12 protein-coding genes and 1 pseudogene are annotated in these 17,654 nt (G+C 55.8%); 10 read left to right on the forward strand and 3 right to left on the reverse strand.

All coding sequences use genetic code 11. The annotated features are described in order from the left end of the window. The first annotated feature begins 38 nt into the window (after positions 1 to 38). Positions 39 to 1,442, forward strand: a complete 1,404-nt coding sequence (locus PKO01S_RS08245; protein ID WP_127530852.1) for a metallophosphoesterase — start codon at positions 39 to 41, stop codon at positions 1,440 to 1,442. Positions 1,443 to 1,492: 50 nt separating this feature from the next. On the opposite strand, the gene PKO01S_RS08250 is transcribed toward PKO01S_RS08245, so the two are convergent. Continuing rightward, on the reverse strand, positions 1,493 to 3,763 hold the full coding sequence (locus PKO01S_RS08250) for an ATP-dependent helicase (protein WP_127530853.1): 2,271 nt from the start codon (positions 3,761 to 3,763) through the stop codon (positions 1,493 to 1,495). Between the two features lie 17 nt (positions 3,764 to 3,780). Next, on the reverse strand, positions 3,781 to 4,752 hold the full coding sequence (locus PKO01S_RS08255) for a glycosyltransferase (protein WP_246070489.1): 972 nt from the start codon (positions 4,750 to 4,752) through the stop codon (positions 3,781 to 3,783). Positions 4,753 to 4,885: 133 nt separating this feature from the next. Between PKO01S_RS08255 and PKO01S_RS08260 the strand changes: the two genes are divergently transcribed. After that, positions 4,886 to 6,229 carry a nucleotide sugar dehydrogenase gene (locus PKO01S_RS08260; RefSeq protein ID WP_127530855.1) on the forward strand — a complete coding sequence of 448 codons (1,344 nt, stop codon included), beginning with the start codon at positions 4,886 to 4,888 and terminating at the stop codon, positions 6,227 to 6,229. Positions 6,230 to 6,306: 77 nt separating this feature from the next. Here the strand turns inward: PKO01S_RS08260 and PKO01S_RS08265 are convergent, their stop codons facing one another. Beyond that, on the reverse strand, positions 6,307 to 7,026 hold the full coding sequence (locus PKO01S_RS08265) for a GT-D fold domain-containing glycosyltransferase (RefSeq protein ID WP_174818558.1): 720 nt from the start codon (positions 7,024 to 7,026) through the stop codon (positions 6,307 to 6,309). Positions 7,027 to 7,675: 649 nt separating this feature from the next. On the opposite strand from PKO01S_RS08265, the gene PKO01S_RS08270 reads away from it, so the two are divergent. From PKO01S_RS08270 to PKO01S_RS29310, 8 genes and pseudogenes are all read left to right on the forward strand, one after another. Continuing rightward, a complete protein-coding gene (locus PKO01S_RS08270) occupies positions 7,676 to 10,498 on the forward strand; it encodes a glycoside hydrolase family 3 protein (protein WP_127530857.1) in 2,823 nt (940 codons plus the stop codon). 365 nt (positions 10,499 to 10,863) lie between these two features. Continuing rightward, positions 10,864 to 11,454, forward strand: a complete 591-nt coding sequence (locus tag PKO01S_RS08275; RefSeq protein ID WP_127530858.1) for a TerD family protein — start codon at positions 10,864 to 10,866, stop codon at positions 11,452 to 11,454. 50 nt (positions 11,455 to 11,504) lie between these two features. Continuing rightward, positions 11,505 to 12,077, forward strand: coding sequence for a TerD family protein (locus PKO01S_RS08280; protein ID WP_127530859.1), 573 nt, complete (start codon positions 11,505 to 11,507; stop codon positions 12,075 to 12,077). Positions 12,078 to 12,162: 85 nt separating this feature from the next. Continuing rightward, positions 12,163 to 12,744: a TerD family protein gene (locus PKO01S_RS08285; RefSeq protein WP_127530860.1), complete on the forward strand. Its 582-nt coding sequence runs from the start codon at positions 12,163 to 12,165 to the stop codon at positions 12,742 to 12,744. Between the two features lie 81 nt (positions 12,745 to 12,825). Continuing rightward, positions 12,826 to 14,190 carry a TerD family protein gene (locus tag PKO01S_RS08290; RefSeq protein ID WP_127530861.1) on the forward strand — a complete coding sequence of 455 codons (1,365 nt, stop codon included), beginning with the start codon at positions 12,826 to 12,828 and terminating at the stop codon, positions 14,188 to 14,190. 52 nt (positions 14,191 to 14,242) lie between these two features. Then, on the forward strand, positions 14,243 to 14,980 hold the full coding sequence (locus PKO01S_RS08295) for a TerC family protein (RefSeq protein ID WP_127530862.1): 738 nt from the start codon (positions 14,243 to 14,245) through the stop codon (positions 14,978 to 14,980). A 135-nt stretch (positions 14,981 to 15,115) separates the two neighbouring features. Then, entirely contained in the window at positions 15,116 to 16,327 is a 1,212-nt protein-coding gene (locus tag PKO01S_RS08300; RefSeq protein ID WP_127530863.1) for an HpcH/HpaI aldolase/citrate lyase family protein, read from the forward strand. Positions 16,328 to 16,403: 76 nt separating this feature from the next. After that, positions 16,404 to 17,612 (forward strand): annotated as a pseudogene (locus PKO01S_RS29310) (phosphoribosyltransferase family protein); the annotation flags it as partial. Between the last annotated feature and the right edge of the window lie 42 nt (positions 17,613 to 17,654).

Raw genomic sequence — 17,654 nt, forward strand, 5'->3', positions numbered from 1 at the left:
GGCACGGCCATTGAGGTTACGGGGAAGGTGTATCTTACGTGACGAAGCAAACGCAAAGACGATTCCGGCGGCTGATCCGGTTAACGGCAGGCTTGTTAGTCATGCACAGCATGATATTCGCGGTTGCGGCGGCGGCGCCGACCGTAACGGTTGAAGAGCAATCAGCCGGCACGTCGGCTGATCCTTATAGCACGGTGAAACGCAGCGACGGCTACAATCTCGTCTTTCCCGTCATAAGCGATATTCACATCGGGAGAGGCGGCAAGTCGGAGACGAAATTCGAGGACGTACTTGCGCAGATCAATCGGATCGTGCCGCAATACGACGCGATGGCAAGCGTAGGGGATTTGACGAATGACGGAACAGCCTCTCAATACGATACGTTCATGAGCATCTATAACCGCTACAGACAGCCTGGTGCCGAACATCTGCTTACGATCGGCAACCATGACTATTGGGGTTATCCGAGAGCGGTCAAAAGCAGAAGACTGTTTATCAACAAAACCGGAATGCCGGACATCTATTATGACAAGTGGATAAACGGCTACCATTTTATCGTCATCGGGAGCGAGAACAAGACGGTCGGAGGCAGACTGTCCGGTACGCAGCTGAAATGGCTGGAGAATCGGCTGGCCGAGCATGCGAGCCCGGACAAGCCGATCTTCGTCTTCTTCCACCAGCACATTGGCGGAACGGTGAGCGGGAGCGACTTGTGGGGGCATACGCGCAGCCATTCACAGCTGTACGCCGCGCTTGCCCGCTATCCGCAGGCCGTGACGTTCTCCGGGCACTCGCATTACATGCTCGACGATCCGCGGACGATTCACCAGCGGCACTTCACTTCGGTCGGCACTTCGTCGATTCGTTACCCCGAGCTGGAGCCGGGCAGGTTGCAAGGAAAGCATCCGTCCGATGATATCGCGCAAGGCTGCATCGTGTATGTAACCGGCGATAAAGTGACCGTTCGAAGACGGGATTTCCACCGGAACGATTGGACAGGTGAGGATTGGGTTATTCCGTATCCTGCAAGCCGGCAATCGTTCGTCTATACGGATGACCGCGATCGGATCAAGCCGGCTTTTCCGGCGGACGCCGCTGCATCGGTCGTGGCGGATTCAATAAGTGCGACGGCGGTAAGCCTCGTATTCGATCAGGCGGACGACAATTTGTTCGTTCATGCTTACGATATCGAAGTGAAACGGAAGGGAAGCCGGAAGAACACGCTTAAGCTGAGCGCTTTTTCCGAGTTTTATAAGCGGCCGGTTCCGGCATCGATTATGGCACGGCTGAAAGGGCTGAAGCCGGAACAGGATTATACGGCGAGCATATACGCCGTCGATTCGTTCGGCAACCGAAGCAGCAAGCCGCTTACCGTATCGTTCCGGACACGCAGTTTCACCTTTACGAAGGCGGACCGGATCTCCCGGCTTCTCAGCCTGTAATGCAAAGGGGCACCAAGTCATTCCATCATGACTTGGTGCCCCTTTATTCATTAACGTCCGCTGCTGCCCGCTCGAGAGCTTGCGGCGGATGTCCGGACGCCCGCCGCTTCGGCAAGGAAGCGTGAGATGTCGGCCTTCTGCCCGTGGAAGAAGGCGGGCGAGCTGACATACAGCCGTTCCCGCGCCCGCGTGACGGCGACATACAACAGCCGGCGTTCTTCCTCGAGCGCTTCCTCCTTCTCCCGTTCAAGCTCGTCCCGGGATGCCGTCTGCTTCGGCTGCTGCGGCTGTACGGCGGAGCGGTGGGGCATAATGCCCTCGGAAGCGCCAACGACGAACACGACCGGAAACTCCAGTCCTTTTGATTTGTGAACCGTCATTAGCTGAACGCGTCCGTTATCCTGATCGGAGGAGACGGAAGAGGAAGATTGCGCGGCCGGCGCATTCCCGTTCGGTTCCGCGGCGCCGTCTGCATGTGCGCCCCGGTTGCTCCCGGCTTGGCGTCCGTTCGGCCTGCCGGCCTGCTTCGCCTCGGCTTGCCGCTTCGCCATATCTTCTGCGAAAGCGAGGAACGATTCCACCGTCTCGAACCGGCCTGCAGACGATTCCAGCTCGTCGAGCAGCTCCTTCATCATTTCCTTATGCGGCGTTCCGCCCCGGTTCGTCTCGGCGAATTTATCGAAGAACGATTCCCGAATCCGCCGGATTGCCGCCGCCGGGCGGAGGGATACCGCAGCTTTGATCAGCCGCAGCCGCTCCAGCACTTCATCCTTCTGAAACTGCTGAAGCCGGGAGAAGGAGGTCAGATGGATAAGCGGCCATTTTTTTGCCTGCTCGGCGTCCTTGTCGCGGATCCATTTCATCGCTGCCTCCCGGTTAACGTACAGCGTTGGAAGCATATCCTCAATTGCTTGCTTATCACGGTGGCTGAGTGAGAGCTTGAGATGCGCCATTACCGGCCGGATGAGCGGCGAGTCGTAGAACGAGAGCCCGTCGCTATGGTCCTCGACCGGAATGCCCGATTGCAGCAAATGCTCAGTCGCCGCCCGTCCGCTGCCTGCCGAACGGTATAGAACGGCGAAGTCGCCCCAGCGGTATCGGCCGGACTCGACAAGCTTCCGTATGGAAGCAGTCACGGCTGCAGCCTCTTCCTCCGGCGTTGCTGGCCGTGCGAACATAGGCTTGCCGGACAAGCCAAGCTCGCTCTCTTCGCCGGACTTGTCCGCCGCTGCCCTATCGTCCGGCTGAGCAGCCTCGCCTTGCGGTACGGTCAACGTCTTCGGCCTGCGGTTCTTATTGCCGCGAATAATCGCGTTGCCCAGTCCGACGATGTCCGCACTCGAACGGTAATTGACGCGCAGAGTGACGACCTTCGCATCCGGATAAACCTTGTCGAACGACAGAATGGCGTCGGCGCTTGCGCCGTTGAAGGAGTAGATCGTCTGATCGTCGTCGCCAACGACCATTAGATTGCGCTGCCCCTGTGCAATAAGACGGACGATCTCGTATTGGACCGTGTTCGTATCTTGGAACTCGTCCACCATGACGTACCGGAACCGTTCCTGCAGCGAGGCGAGAAGATCTGGTTCCGAAAGCAGCATTCGGTAGGCAAGCAGCAGCAAATCGTCAAAATCGATCAAGCCGTTGTCTCGTTTCCATTGCTCATATCGAATAAGGACACGTTTGATTTCCCGTTCTGACGGCGAAGCTTCCGGCAAGTCTTCTGCCGTCAGCAGCCGGCATTTGTAGGAAGACAGCAGAGCGAGCAGTGTCTCCGGCTCGTAATCGCTGACCGAACCGGCTTCCCGCAGCAGCCGTTTGACCGTCATTCTCTGTTGCCCTTCATCGCCGATAAGGGCAGCCGTGACGCCGCGGCGGCGGAGCATCAGCAGGCAGAAGGAATGGAACGTGCGCGTTTCGATCGCTTGCGCTGCCCGTGCCGAAATGCCCGGCAAGCCGGCAAGGCGCTGCTTCATCTCGTCGGCTGCCTTCCGCGAGAACGTAACGAGCAGCAAATGCCGAGGCGATACGCCCCGGACCCCGATGAGATAAGCGGCACGGCACGCAAGCGTCGTCGTCTTGCCGGAGCCGGCTCCGGCAATGGTCAGCAGCGGCCCGTCACCGTGCCGGACGGCCTCGATCTGGTCGGCGTTCAATTGAACATTCAATTCGGCAAGCTCCTCCCAGAAGGACGCTTCTCGCCGGGCATCGACAGCCGCCGGCATGCGGTTATCCTCAGCGTCCTTGCCGGCGCTGCTGTTCCTGCCGGCAGGGGAGATGGGGCGGATGGCCCCGGGTATCGTATATTTGTATGAAAGCATGAAAGCAAGTCCTTTCGTCAACGGTGTCGACAATCGTTCATTCGTAAGGTTCGTTTCATTATACCACGCCGAGCCGGTGTGGTACCGCTGCGGCGCAGGCAGTAAGGATTGGAAGCGGCTATAGGCTGTCTATGCTGCTTCAGCAGCAGCGGGCCTTTGATGCGGCTGCTGGTTTGCAGCAGCTGCTCCGGCTGGCGGTCAACGATTTTCCAATAATCATCCGTGCGGAAGACCTTCGTCCTTGGATCGGTGAACAGCTTTCGTTCGGTCACTTTCCAGGTGTGTGATTGCCGGTCCGCGCGGCGGAATGCGGCAAAGTTGTACGCTGAGGAGGTGCGGACAGACAGTCCGCTGCGCAAACAATCCTGTATGAACTGTACGTCCGAGCCCTGCTTGCGCTTGCCGAAGCTGACGGTCTCCAGCACGTTTCGCCGGAACATGATCGTCGCGCCCGCAATCCGGTTCGTTTCCTCGTAAGGCTGAACCGGACGCTCCCTTAGCAGCAGCTGGCGCCGGTGAGGGAAGTAGAAGAAGAACGAGGTTTTGCCAACGACGTCAGCTCCTGTCTTCTCGAACGTATCCATAGCTTCCGCCAGATAGCCGGGACCGTAATAATCGTCGTCGTCGAATTTCGCAATGTACGGATAACAAGCGATAGCGGTGGCATCGTTCAGGCAATCGCCGAGCGTGCTGCTCGCGGGCAGCCGGATGACATGTATGCCAGAGTATTGCTCGGCCGCTTGCAAATACCTTTGCATGTTCATTCGATTCCCGTTCAATACAATAATGAGCTCCTTGTTCTCCCATTGCTGGCGCGCATAATTGCTGAGCACCCGTTTCATATATTGCGGACGTATAGTAGGAGTGATGATCGTAACACCGTATGCCTCGCTGCCGCCCTTGCTGGTGCTTGGACTGGAGCTCTTGCCAGAGCTCTTGTTTGAGTTTTTGAGTATGTTTTGACCCGAACTTTTGCTTCTGCCGCTCACTCTACCAATCTCTCCTTTGTTTCTCCGAATAAATGGGTTGATAGTCCCCGACATCGGTCGTGCGCATTCTCTCTTCTTGTCCGTACAGTAGTTAATAGATAGCATGAGAATGATCTGATCGGGAGGCGGGAGTGTGAGGGAGGAGCACGCGGCGTCGTTAACGGGAGCGGGCAGCCAGACGGATCGGCAGGCCGCGTCGGTCGGCGTCATCGGACTTGGTTATGTCGGATTGCCGTTTGCATTGGCGTTTGTTCGCAGCGGAATTCGAGTAACAGGCATTGAAGTCGATGGTCGTAAGCTGCAAATGCTGCGAGGGGCCAAAAGCTACATTCAGGATATAAGCAATGAGGAACTGGAAGCCGCGATCTTCTCGGGCGGCTTGACGGTATCCGACGACTATTCGCTGTTAGCCACAATGGAGGCGGTCGTGCTATGCGTGCCGACGCCGCTGACGGAGGACCATGCGCCGGACTTAAGTTACGTGTCCGATACGTGCCGGAGCCTGCGTCCGTTTCTCCGCGAGGGCCAGCTTGTAGTGCTTGAAAGTACGACATATCCGGGCACGACGAAGGAGATTGTCCGTCCTCTGCTGGAGCAGAGCGGGCTGCAGGCAGGAGTTCAATTTCATTTGGCCTACTCTCCTGAGCGGATCGATCCCGGCAACCAAAGCTATACGGTCGAGGAAGTTCCCAAAATCGTCAGCGGTCTTACCGCAAGCTGCTTGAACCGCGTCGCCGATCTGTACGGCCGGGTATTCCGGCAAGTCGTGCCTGTGTCGTCGACCGACTCGGCAGAAGCAGCGAAGCTGCTGGAGAATAGCTTCCGGCTTATCAATATATCGTTTATGAATGAGTTTGCGATGCTGTGCGACCAACTCGGGGTGAACGTATGGGAAGTGATCGAAGCAGCAGATACGAAGCCATACGGCTTCCATGCATTTTACCCCGGTCCGGGCATCGGCGGCCACTGCATTCCGGTCGATCCGCTTTACTTGCAATGGAAGGCGCGCCAGTCCGGTACAGACAGCCGGTTCATCGAGCTGTCGAAGGATATGAATGATACCATGCCCGACTATATAGCAGGGCGGATCGAAAGGCTGCTTCAGCCGGGTAAAAAGCTGGCTGGCGCGTCGATTCTGCTATGCGGCGTTACGTATAAGAAAGATGTTGCCGATATGCGCGAATCGAGTGCCTTGCCTTTAATGCGGATGCTGATTCTTGCAGGTGCTTCTGTCCAATATTATGATCCTTACGTTCCTTCTGTCCGACTCGAAGACGCTGGAATACTGCATGGCGTCGATCTGACGGATGAGGTGCTTGCGGGCGCTGATTGCGTTGTTATCCATACGAATCATTCCTCGCTGCCGATCGAACGGATCGTCATGAAGGCAGCGTTAATATACGATACGCGCAATGCGACGAGAGGCTTGCGCGGAAGCGGCAGGCTGGAGCGGTTCGGCGACGGAACGACGGGCTAAACCGAAGACTGCGGAAGCACTGAAGCAACACAGCGCGCGGCTGCAACAGCTAGTGGAAATGCTGCAGCCTGTGGCGCTCAAGGCCGTTTGAGCTTTCGTGCCGCGGCGCCAATTTGCTCGGGCCCTTTGCCGAAGTCGATGGCGACTTTCCCCGTTGCGGCAGCGATTCGAGGAGCAAGCACAACGGCGTTCACGCCGCAGGAGAGCAGCGCGATATCGAACTCATCGTCGATGGCTGCAATTTCTTTCATGGCCGAATCCATCTGGTCGTAATGAGAGAAGGCAACCGTGTGAGTAACGTGAAGATAATAAGGGTCGCTCTCGAGTACGGCCTTCAGCGGCTCCGGATATCTCGTCACGATCAGAACGCGTTGACGCTGCAAAATTTCCCAGAACAACGGGGTTCTCGGCATCATTCGGTTCACGCACGCATGGCAGGTGACGGCCGGCTTCAGCTTGAAATGGGCAAACACCTTGTTCGTCAGCGGCCGTTTCAAATAAGCCGGCGCTTTAATCTGATCGTCGCCCGCCGGAAGAATGCCTACGATCGATGCTCTTCGGATGGCGCGGACAAGGTCGTTGCGAAGCTTGATGTTCGGCAGTGTGACGCCTTTCTCGCCTTTATTCGCTTTAATGGCCCAACGCTCGCGGAGCACTCTGCGCATCTTCCATACGGAGCGTTGAGCGAGCACGATATTCTCGCCGTCGCCGACTCGAACGAGCGACAAGGGCGAGCGCTCGCGCAAAGCTTTTTCGATGGTGAGGAGTACTTCAGTCAAATTCAAATAAGCGGACATCGGCAACCCTCGCTGTCGTCCAGTTGTATTTTTGCATACAGGATAAAATAGTATATTCGGGCGCGGCCGCCGGTTGCGCCGGGGATGTGTGCCTATTATTAAGCGATTAGTCGAATCGCTATAGGCATCCAAGAGGCTTCGTTGTAATTCGTACAATGGAATCGGCCGCTGCCGGTTTTATTGCTCGGCTCATTGCATTTTGTACAACAGAAAAGCAGAGGTCTCGGCTGTTTTTGCGGTTTTGGCCATTAATAGGCAGATGTTCGTTGTATGGAATGCAATGAGAATACGGGATTAGCAGGATCGGGGATCATCTCGTTGTATAAAATGCAATGGAGCAAGCAAGTGGTTCGGCAGACGCAAACGCAGACGGGACACCTTTTCCGTTCGTTATCCGCTGAAGAGAAGGAAGGGGGATGAAATCCCCCTTAACGACAAAGAAGAACAATCCCTAAATTCAGTGAAAACCCAATTGTAAGCGTTACCGAAATCGTTTTAGTAATTGTTTTATGTCATTTCCGTCGGTATAATGGGGTGGAGATTTGATCGGATGAACCGGCTTGATTGGGTTAAACGAACGGACAATATGTCCGTGATGTGTTCAGGCCATCATGCAATAAGAAACCACTCATTATAAAGGGGAAACGATATGACGAACTACGAATTTCCGTTCCGCAATCCGGAACTGCCGCTTGAGGAACGCGTGCAGGATCTGGTGTCGCGGTTGACGCTGGAGGAGAAAATCAATCTGATGCCGCAATATATGACCGCCGTCGAGCGGCTCGGTATTGGGGCTTACAAGCATGGCACCGAGGGTGCGCACGGCATTGCTTGGCTCGGAGAAGCGACTTCGTTCCCTCAGCCGATCGGCCTTGGATGCACATGGGATCAAGATCTAATGAAGGAAGTCGGCGACGTTATCGGGACGGAGGCGCGAGTGTTCTACAAGCGTAATCCGGCGGTGAACGGCCTCACGCTGTGGGCGCCGACTGTCGATATGGAGCGGGATCCGCGTTGGGGACGGACGGAAGAGGCTTACGGCGAGGATCCGCATCTGACGGGCGAGCTGTCGGCTGCGATGACGCAAGGCATTCAAGGCGATCATCCGAAATATTTGAAAGCGGTTGCTTCTTTGAAGCATTTTCTGGGCAATAACAATGAAATGAACCGCGGTAGCTGCTCGGTGAGTATCGATCCGCGCAGCATGCGCGAATATTACTTCAAAGCGTTCGAGCCGGCGTTCGTCAAGGGCGGCGCCCAGTCGATGATGACGGCATACAACTCGATCAATGGCACGCCCGCGCTTCTGCATGAGACGGTTAACAGCGTGGTGAAGGAGCAATGGATGGACGGCTTTATCGTTAGCGACGCTGGCGATATGATTGGAATCGTGAAGGATCACCACTATTACGACTCGATGGCGCTTGCTGTAGCGGACACGATCAAGGCCGGCATTGACAGCATTACGGATGAGGCGAAGGCGGTTACGGATGCCATCCGCGAAGCGCTGGAGCAGGAGCTGCTTGCCGAATCGGATTTGGACCGCGCGTTGTCCAATACGTTCCGAGTCCGGATGCGTCTTGGCGAATTCGATCCGCAAGAGCAGGTGCCGTATGCGGCGATCGGCGAGTCGTCGCTCATGGCTCCGCAGCATCAGGCTCTGTCGCTCAAGGCTGCGCGTAAAAATGTCGTCCTGCTTAAAAATGACGGCATTCTGCCGCTTGATGCCAGCAAGCTGAGCAAAGCGGCCGTCATCGGCCCGCTCGGCGATATTGTGTACCGCGACTGGTACTCTGGCACTTTCCCGTACAAGGTAACGCCGCTTCAAGCGATCCGCAAGAAGCTGGAAGGCGCAACGGTCGCTTTCGCCGACGGCATGGACCGGATTAAGCTGCGCGCTAAGGACAGCGGCCGGTATGTGGCGATTGCCGGCAGCGAAGGACATCCGCTTGCGGCATCGGCTGATGAGGATAACGCAGAAACGTTCAAGCTCGACGATTGGGGCTGGGGCAGCCTGACGCTTCAGGCGGAGAGCAGCGGCAAATACGTCACGACGGACGAGACGAACGTAACGGCTTCGGCGGACGAAGTGTTCGGCTGGTTCGTGAAGGAAGTGTTCCACCTGCTGCCGCAGGAAGATGGTGCCGTGGCGATATCGACTTGGAACAACCGGACGGTCGGCGCGTCAGCGGATGGCTCGCTTACAGTCGAGGATGCCGAACCTGCCCGCGCATACAAGGCGTCCGAGCTGTTCGAGAAAGAAGTCGTTCTTAACGGTCTGCAAGCGGCGGTCGAGGCGGCGAAGCAGTCCGAAGTCGCGGTCGTCTTCGTCGGCAACAACCCGCTCGTGAACGGCAAGGAAGAAATCGACCGTCCGGGTCTAGAGCTCGCCGAGGCGCAGGAACGTCTCGTCAAAGCGGTCTATGAAGCGAATCCGAATACGGTTGTCGTCGTAACGGGAGGCTATCCGTTCACGCTCAATTGGATTGAAGAGCATATTCCGGCCGTTATCTATTCGTCTCATTCCGGGCAAGAGCATGGCAATGCGCTGGCGGACGTCCTATTCGGCGACTATAATCCGGCAGGCCGGTTGAATATGACCTGGTACCGTTCCGAGGACCAACTGACCGGCATTATGGATTACGATATTGCGAAGAGCAAGCGCACGTACTTGTACTTCGAGGATACGCCGCTGTATCCGTTCGGCCACGGTTTATCGTATTCCTCGTTTGCTTACGGCGAACCGCAGCTTGAAGCGGCTGTCATTGGTGCTGAAGGGGAGGTTGCTGTGTCGATCCGGGTGGAGAACACGAGCCATGCAACAGGCGAGGAGGTCGTCCAATTGTATGTGCGCGGAGGGCAATCCCGTGTGAAGCGGCCGATCAAAAAGCTGCATGGCTTCCGCCGTATTGAACTGCAGCCGGGCGAAGCGCAGACCGTCACGTTCAAGGTGCCGGCGGCCGAACTGGCAATCTGGGACGTAACGCGGGAGAAATATGCAGTCGAGTCCGGTACCTATACGCTCATGATCGGAAGCACCTCAAGCGACATCCGCGCGGAGGCTGCCGTTCAGATTAACGGAGAAACGATACCGCCTCGCGATCTGAGCATCCGGACGAATGCGGAAAACTTCGACGATTACGAAGGCGTCTTCCTTGGCGAGAGCAAGGAAGGGTTCGCCTGCGCAGAACTGACGGGCGACAGCGGCTGGATCGCATTCATGGATGCGGAGCTTCACAGCGGCGCATCCTCATTCGAAGTGCGTGCGGCAAGCAGCGAACAAGGCGGCCGCATCGAGATTCGGCTCGATTCGCCGAACGGTCCGGTTGCAGGGGCGCTTGATGTGGCGCCGACGGGGGGCGTGCAGCAATGGAGTACATTCGATGCTGCGCTGCAAGGGGCGGCCGGACGCCGCAACGTGTATCTCCTGTTGACCGGCGACATCCGCGTAAGCTGGCTAAGACTGGCGTAAATATCGCCTGCTACAGAACGGCTCGGGCGATGCTTCGGCATCGGCCAGCCGTTCTTTTTACTTTTTTTGAATCCTTTTGGCATGATGGGCGTATTGGATACAGGCAGTAACTTATTAGGCGGTCGCTTCGTCTAATGAGACAGCCGATTTCGGTTGAACCGTCGCCTTTATGGTTAAATAATTTTTGGAAGCAGAGGTATGAGACGGCACCGATTTGAAGAGCCTAAATGTTTGTATAAGCAAGTAGATTTTTGGAGGTTACTAGAGTATAGTGGGAGCTAGAGGCTGGAAATTCAAGGCTTTAGTCCTGCTTGCTCGGGGAAGATTGCGATGCAGGATACATGTGGGAAGGAGGTGAGCATGCTATGTCGATCAGTTTGGTGAAAGGTCAGAAGATTGACCTTACGAAAGGCAGAGCGGGATTAACGAAGGTTACGGTCGGTCTCGGCTGGGATCCGGTTCAATCGCGCGGTTTCTTCGGCGTGAAGAAGCAGGCCAACATCGATTGCGACGCTTCCGTGCTTATGCTGAATGAGCACTCGAAGTTGACCAATGATCATCATGTTGTTGCTTTCTACAATAAACAAAGCCCTTGCCAATCCGTTATCCATTCCGGTGACAACCTTACAGGCGATGGAGACGGTGATGACGAGCAAATTTTTATCGATCTGGCCAAAGTTCCGGCGAACGTCAGCAAGATCCGCGCGGTCGTCAATATTTATGACTGCGTGAACCGTAAGCAAGACTTCGGCATGATTCAATCCGCATACATTCGTGTCATGGACGGAACGACGGGCAGCGAGCTGGTGCGTTTCAACTTGAGCGAAGGCTATGCAGGCAAGACGGCATTGATCTGCGGCGAAATTTACCGTCACGACGGCGAATGGAAATTCGCAGCGATCGGTGAAGGCACGCACGCTGTGCACGTGAACCAATTAGCGGCTGAGCATCGTTAAGATTCGCTCAGCTTGATATAATGCCTGACCGGCAGAAAGAGGTGTTCGCCATGGCTATCAGCTTGACGAAAGGCCAGAAGGTCGATCTGACGAAAACAAACCCGGGACTGACGAAGATTACGGTTGGTCTGGGATGGGATACGAACAAATACGACGGCGGCAAAGATTTTGACCTCGACGTATCTGTATTCTTGGCTAACGCCGCAGGCAAGGTCGAGAATGAAAGCAACCTGATTTATTTCAATAACCGCCAGAACGAGAACGGTTCCGTCGTACATACGGGCGATAACCGTACGGGCGCAGGCGAAGGCGACGACGAGCAAATCAACATCGACCTCGCTAACGTACCGGCGAACGTGGAGAAAATCGCGTTCACGATTACGATCTATGAAGCGGTAGAGCGCAGCCAGAACTTTGGTCAAGTATCCCGCGCATATGTCCGTATTCTGGATGAGAACAGCGGCAACGAACTGATTCGCTTCGATCTTGGCGAAGACTTCTCGATCGAGACAGGCGTTGTCGTCGGCGAGCTGTACCGCCACAGCGGCGAATGGAAGTTCAGTGCAATCGGCAGCGGCTATAAGGATGGTCTTGCCGGCTTGGTTCGCGACTACGGCCTGTAATAATAAACTTAGAATGCCCGTGCGGCAGACGATCGCTCCGGCGGCTGTCTGCCGCACGATTTTACGAGGAGAGGATGATTGATTCATGAGCATCTCACTTTCCAAAGGACAACGCGTAGACCTAACGAAGACGAATCCGGGTCTTACGAAAGTTACAGTCGGTCTCGGCTGGGACACGAACAAATATAACGGCGGAGCTGATTTCGACCTGGACGCTTCCGTATTCCTGCTCCATGAGGACGGCAAGGCCAAAGGCGCCGATGATTTTGTCTTCTATAATAATAAGCAGGGCGGCAACGGCTCGGTTGTCCATGCGGGCGATAACCGGACGGGCGAAGGCGACGGCGACGATGAACAAGTGGCTATCGACTTCAGCAAAGTGCCGGCTAATATTCACCGGATCGGCGTTACGGTAACGATCTACGATTATGAGACGCGCAAGCAGAATTTTGGACAAGTCTCCAACGCATTCGTACGCGTCGTCGACGCTTCGTCGGACCGCGAAGTGCTGCGCTATGATCTCGGCGAGGATTTCTCGACGGAGACGGCGGTCGTATTCTGCGAATTTTACCGCCATGGCGAAGAATGGAAGTTCCAAGCGATCGGCAGCGGTTTCGCTGGCGGATTGGCAGCTCTGTGCAATAACTACGGTTTGGACGCAAGCTAGCTGAAGTGAGGTACTGTGGCGGCCCGCGCAAGAGCGGGCTTGTTCCTCCTAATCCACGATTAAGTTCAAAGGGTGACTAGGATGTCGGTGTCGGCAGTGAAAGGGCAGAAGCTCGATTTAACGAAAACGAATCCCGGCTTGACCAAGCTTAGCGTCGGCATCGGATGGACGTCGTCGCAAGAGGTGGAGCTGGACACATCGGCCTTTCTATTAGGCGCTAATGGAATGACGGCAAGAGATGAAGACCTGATTTTCTACAACAACCGTTCGAACGGATTTATCCGCTATGAGGACGGGAGCAATACCGACCGTAAGACGTTCGATATCGATCTGCAGAAGGCTCCGGCGCAAGTGGACAAAATCGCGTTCAGTCTTACGTTATACAATGAACGGCAGAGCTTCAAGCAAGTGAACGATGCCTATATCCGGTTTCTGAACGGGACCACCGGTCAGGAAGTGATCCGGTATGACCTTGGAAACAACTTCTCCGTTGAGAACGCAGTCGTCATCGGGGAGTTATATCGATATAATGGCGAATGGAAGTTCAACGCGATCGGGTCCGGCTTCTCGGGCGGGCTCAATGCTCTGTGCGGAAACTTCGGCATCGTCGTGAAGGACGAGCCTGCAGGATCGTCCGGTTCGGACAAGCCCACGCCGGCTCCTACTCCTGCTCCTGTGCCGCCGCCGGCTGCTCCAACGCCTCCGCGGACGTCCTCTTCGGCGATATCGCTTGCGCAGCAGTCGTCCCGCGGCAGCAGTGACGCATCTGCGTCTCCGCCTTCGTCTACGTTTACGTCATCGTCTTCATCTTCATCTTCATCTGAACCGCACAAGCTGAATCTGACGAAGATCGAGCTGAAGAAGAAAGGCGACCGAATCAACCTGACGAAGTCGTCCGGAGGATCGCTCGGCGAGATTTTAGTCAATCTGAACTGGAATCAGCGTACGGGGAAGAGCGGGTTGTTCGGACGAGGCGGCCGGTCGATCGATCTCGACCTCGCTTGTCTGTTCGAGCTGAAGGACGGACGCAAGGGCGTCGTGCAGGCGCTCGGCAATTCGTTCGGCTCGCTCACGAGAGCTCCGTACATTATGCTGGATGGCGACGATCGTACCGGAACGGTAAAGACGGGCGAGAACATTCGCATCAATGGCGCCAAAGTGAGCGAGATTGAACGTATTCTCGTCTTCACGTTCATCTATGAGGGAGTCGCGAACTGGTCGGAAGCGGACGGTGTCGTTACGATCAGCCAGAGCGGCGGTCCGGACATTATCGTGCATATGAACGAGTACGACAACCGTAAGGGCATGTGCGCCATAGCGATGATCCAGAATGTGAACAATGAGACGTTCAGCATCGAGCGGCTCGTTCAATTTTATAACAAGCATTCCGAACTCGATCAGGATTACGGCTGGGGAATGCGCTGGGTAGCCGGCAGCAAGCAGTAACGGATACAGCAAGCAGACAATTCTACTAACGACACTAATGGAGGCAGTATTCATGGGTTGGTTCACCGATTTTATCAATGACATTGGAGAAAACTACGGGCATTTCTTCTCGTGGGCAGATATGGCCGCGACGTTCTCCAGTCCAGCGAGCTGGGGCATTATTCTAAGCCTCGTTATTCTGGAAGGACTTTTGTCCGCCGATAACGCGCTCGTGCTTGCGGTCATGGTCCGCCATTTGCCGAAGGAACAGCAGAAGAAGGCATTGTTCTACGGCTTGCTGGGCGCATACATATTCCGGTTCCTCGCGATCGGTCTCGGTACGTTCTTAGTCAAGATTACACTTGTCAAAATATTAGGCGCCGCTTACCTCATGTTCATCGCCTACAAAGGGATATTCAAGCATGGGGATGACGGTGAAGGCAGCAATAAAGGCTATGGCTTCTGGAAGACGGTATTGATGGTCGAGTTGATGGATATCGCGTTCAGTATCGACAGCGTTATCGCGGCGTTCGGTATCAGCAACGAAGTATGGGTACTGTTCTTGGGCGGCATTATTGGCGTACTGATGATGCGCGGCGTCGCGCAAGTATTCCTGAGGCTGATCGAGCGTTTCCCAGAGCTGGAGAAAGCGGCGTTCATCCTGATCGCGGTTATCGCGGTGAAGATGCTTCTCGGAGCGTTCCATATCGAAATTTCGCATTACCTGTTCTTCGCTGCCATGATCGTAGTATTCGGCGGTGCGATCGTGCTCAGCATGATGCGCCGCAAGCGGGAGAAGGAACAAGCTTAATCACATAACAGCAGGATAAGCAACAGGCTGCTCTTTCATAACGAACATAGAATCCCTCCTCATGGAGGGATTCGTTCGTATTGGCGGGCAACAGGGATTCCGGACAATGCCGGGGAGAAGGGAGGAGCGGTTGCTATGCGATACTTTGTAGAGTTGTCTGAAGAAGAAGAGCGGAATTTGTTTTATTCCCCTCCCGTCTCGTTTACGAACCGATCGCCGAAGGAAGAGCTGGCGTATGCATTAGGCGCGGCACTCTATATGCCGGCGACGAGAACAACGATCGCCAGCGAAATTATTACAGGCAAATTAAAGGGACTTATTACAGCTATTATGGATCTTGAAGATGCGGTCGGAGACCTCCAGGTCGAGGCGGCGGAAGCTGCCGTTGTGCAGCATTTGGCTCGTATCGCGATGGCGCTGGAGAGCGGCTTGCTAATGCATGACCGTCTGCCCCTTCTGTTCATCCGGGTGCGCTCGGCGGAGCAGATGAAGCGGCTGCTTGAGCAGGTGCACGATTCGGCCCACGTATTGACCGGCTTTGTTTTTCCGAAGTTTACGCCGGATAACGGCAGTCTATATTTCGAGATTCTCGATTGCTTCAATCGCGGAAGGCAGCAAGGCGAGCCGCCGTTATACGGCATGCCGGTGCTGGAGACCGCTGCGATCATTTACCGGGAGACCCGGCATCAAGTACTGATTGATACAAAGAGCCTGCTCGACCGCTATCGTCCATATGTGCTGAATGTTCGGATCGGGGCAACCGATTTCTCCAGCTTGTTCGGGTTGAGGCGCTCTCCGGAGTTGACGGTATACGATATTGCCGCGATTCGCGATTGCATCGCCGATATCGTGAACGTATTCGGCCGCGCGGAGGACGGGTATGTCATTTCGGGACCGGTATGGGAGTATTTTGAATCGGGGTATGATCGTTTCGCACTGGCGCCGCTTCGGGATGCGGTGCTGCGGGATACGCTGCTCCCCGAGCTCGGACTACCTCATCACCATTACCGGACGGAGGACGGTCTCAGCGCTTTTATGCGCGAGATATGGCTCGATAAGGAGAACGGCATTATCGGCAAAACGGTGATTCATCCGTCGCAGCTTCGTCCGGTGCAGGCGATGTACGCGGTGACGCATGAGGAATACGCGGATGCATGCGCAATTCTCGCGAATAGCGATGGCAGCATTGGCGTGATTAAGAGCGAGTACGCGAACAAAATGAACGAAATGAAGCCGCATTATCATTGGGCGAGGAAAATGGTGACGAGGGCGAAAATATACGGGGTGCTGAATGTTCAACAACGCTACACAGCCTTATTCCGGGAGCAAGGCTACGCACGTTTATAACATTGCCGGCAGCTTGAAGGTGACCGTAACGGAGAAGGACAACCCGTTCGGCTTGCCGATCCGCCAGTTGTTCGGCATGGCGGCGCGCAACAATCCGAAACGGTCGTTTCTGTTCGTCAGCAAGCTGCTCGGCAAACATATCCCGATCGATCCGCATACGTCGCTGCTCGCCGGCTATGCGCTGGCCGTTCTGCTCGCGCGCCATATGCAGCCAGAGCGGGAAGAGGAGCTGTCGCCGCTGCTTCAAGCGACATTGAGAGGACTATCCGATCCGGCGGAAGCGCCGGCTATGTATCGGCAGCTCATTAAGGAGAGGCTTAACCTGCCGGTGCCGGTTAAACTGCTTGGCTTCGCCGAGACGGCGACGGCGCTCGGGCATGCGATGTTCGAGGCGATCGGGGAACCGGCGGCCTATATGCATACAACACGCGAGCTTCTTATAGACCGGAAGCCTGTCTTTCAGTTCGAGGAGGAACATTCGCACGCGACGGCTCACCGGGGGTATGCGGAGCAGCAAAGCTTCCTGACCGACGGCGATGCCGTCGTCTTCGTCGATGACGAGATGACAACCGGCAAGACGACGCTCAATTTGATCCGCGACATGCATGCGAAGTTTCCGCGCAAGCGTTATATCGTTGCCGCATTGCTCGATTGGCGCAGCGAAGAAGCGGAAGCGGCATTCGCTGCGATGGAGAAGGAATTCGGCATCTCGATCGAGACGATCTGTCTGTATCGCGGCACGATCAAGGTCGAAGGCGCTGCTTTCCCGGAAGGGAAGGCGCCGGAGCAGCCGGCCGGGAACCGTCCTGCGGCAAGGCCGGCCGTTCGTTGGCATCGGCTCGAAGACGTGTTTGAGCCGGTGGCGGCCGTATCGGCCGATTCGGCTGGCCGCACCGATGATGCGCCTTATATGAGGCAGACCGGCCGGTTCGGCATTGACGGTTCCGAGCGTGATGCGGCTGATCAAGCCATTCACCGGGCTGCCGCGCAGCTTCGGCCGCTGCGCCGGGACGGGGGAAGGACACTCGTCGTTGGCACCGGCGAATTCATGTATGTGCCGATGCGGGTGGCCGCCGAGCTTGGAGAACAGGTGTATTATCAATCGACGACGCGAAGTCCGATTCACCCGCTGACGAATCCGGAGTATGCCGTACGCGACGGTATAACGTTCTTGTCGCCGGATGATGCGAGCGTCCGTCTTTATTTATATAATACCGGTGCTTATAAGTACGATGAGGTTATGATTTTGCTGGAGAGGGAAATGTCTCTGGACCGGCTGTCATCTCTGCTGGAAGCGTTCCGCGGAATCGAATGCGGTACGATCCAT

The sequence above is a fragment of the Paenibacillus kobensis NBRC 15729 genome, from assembly GCF_004000825.1.
GTDB lineage: Bacteria > Bacillota > Bacilli > Paenibacillales > Paenibacillaceae > Paenibacillus_T > Paenibacillus_T kobensis.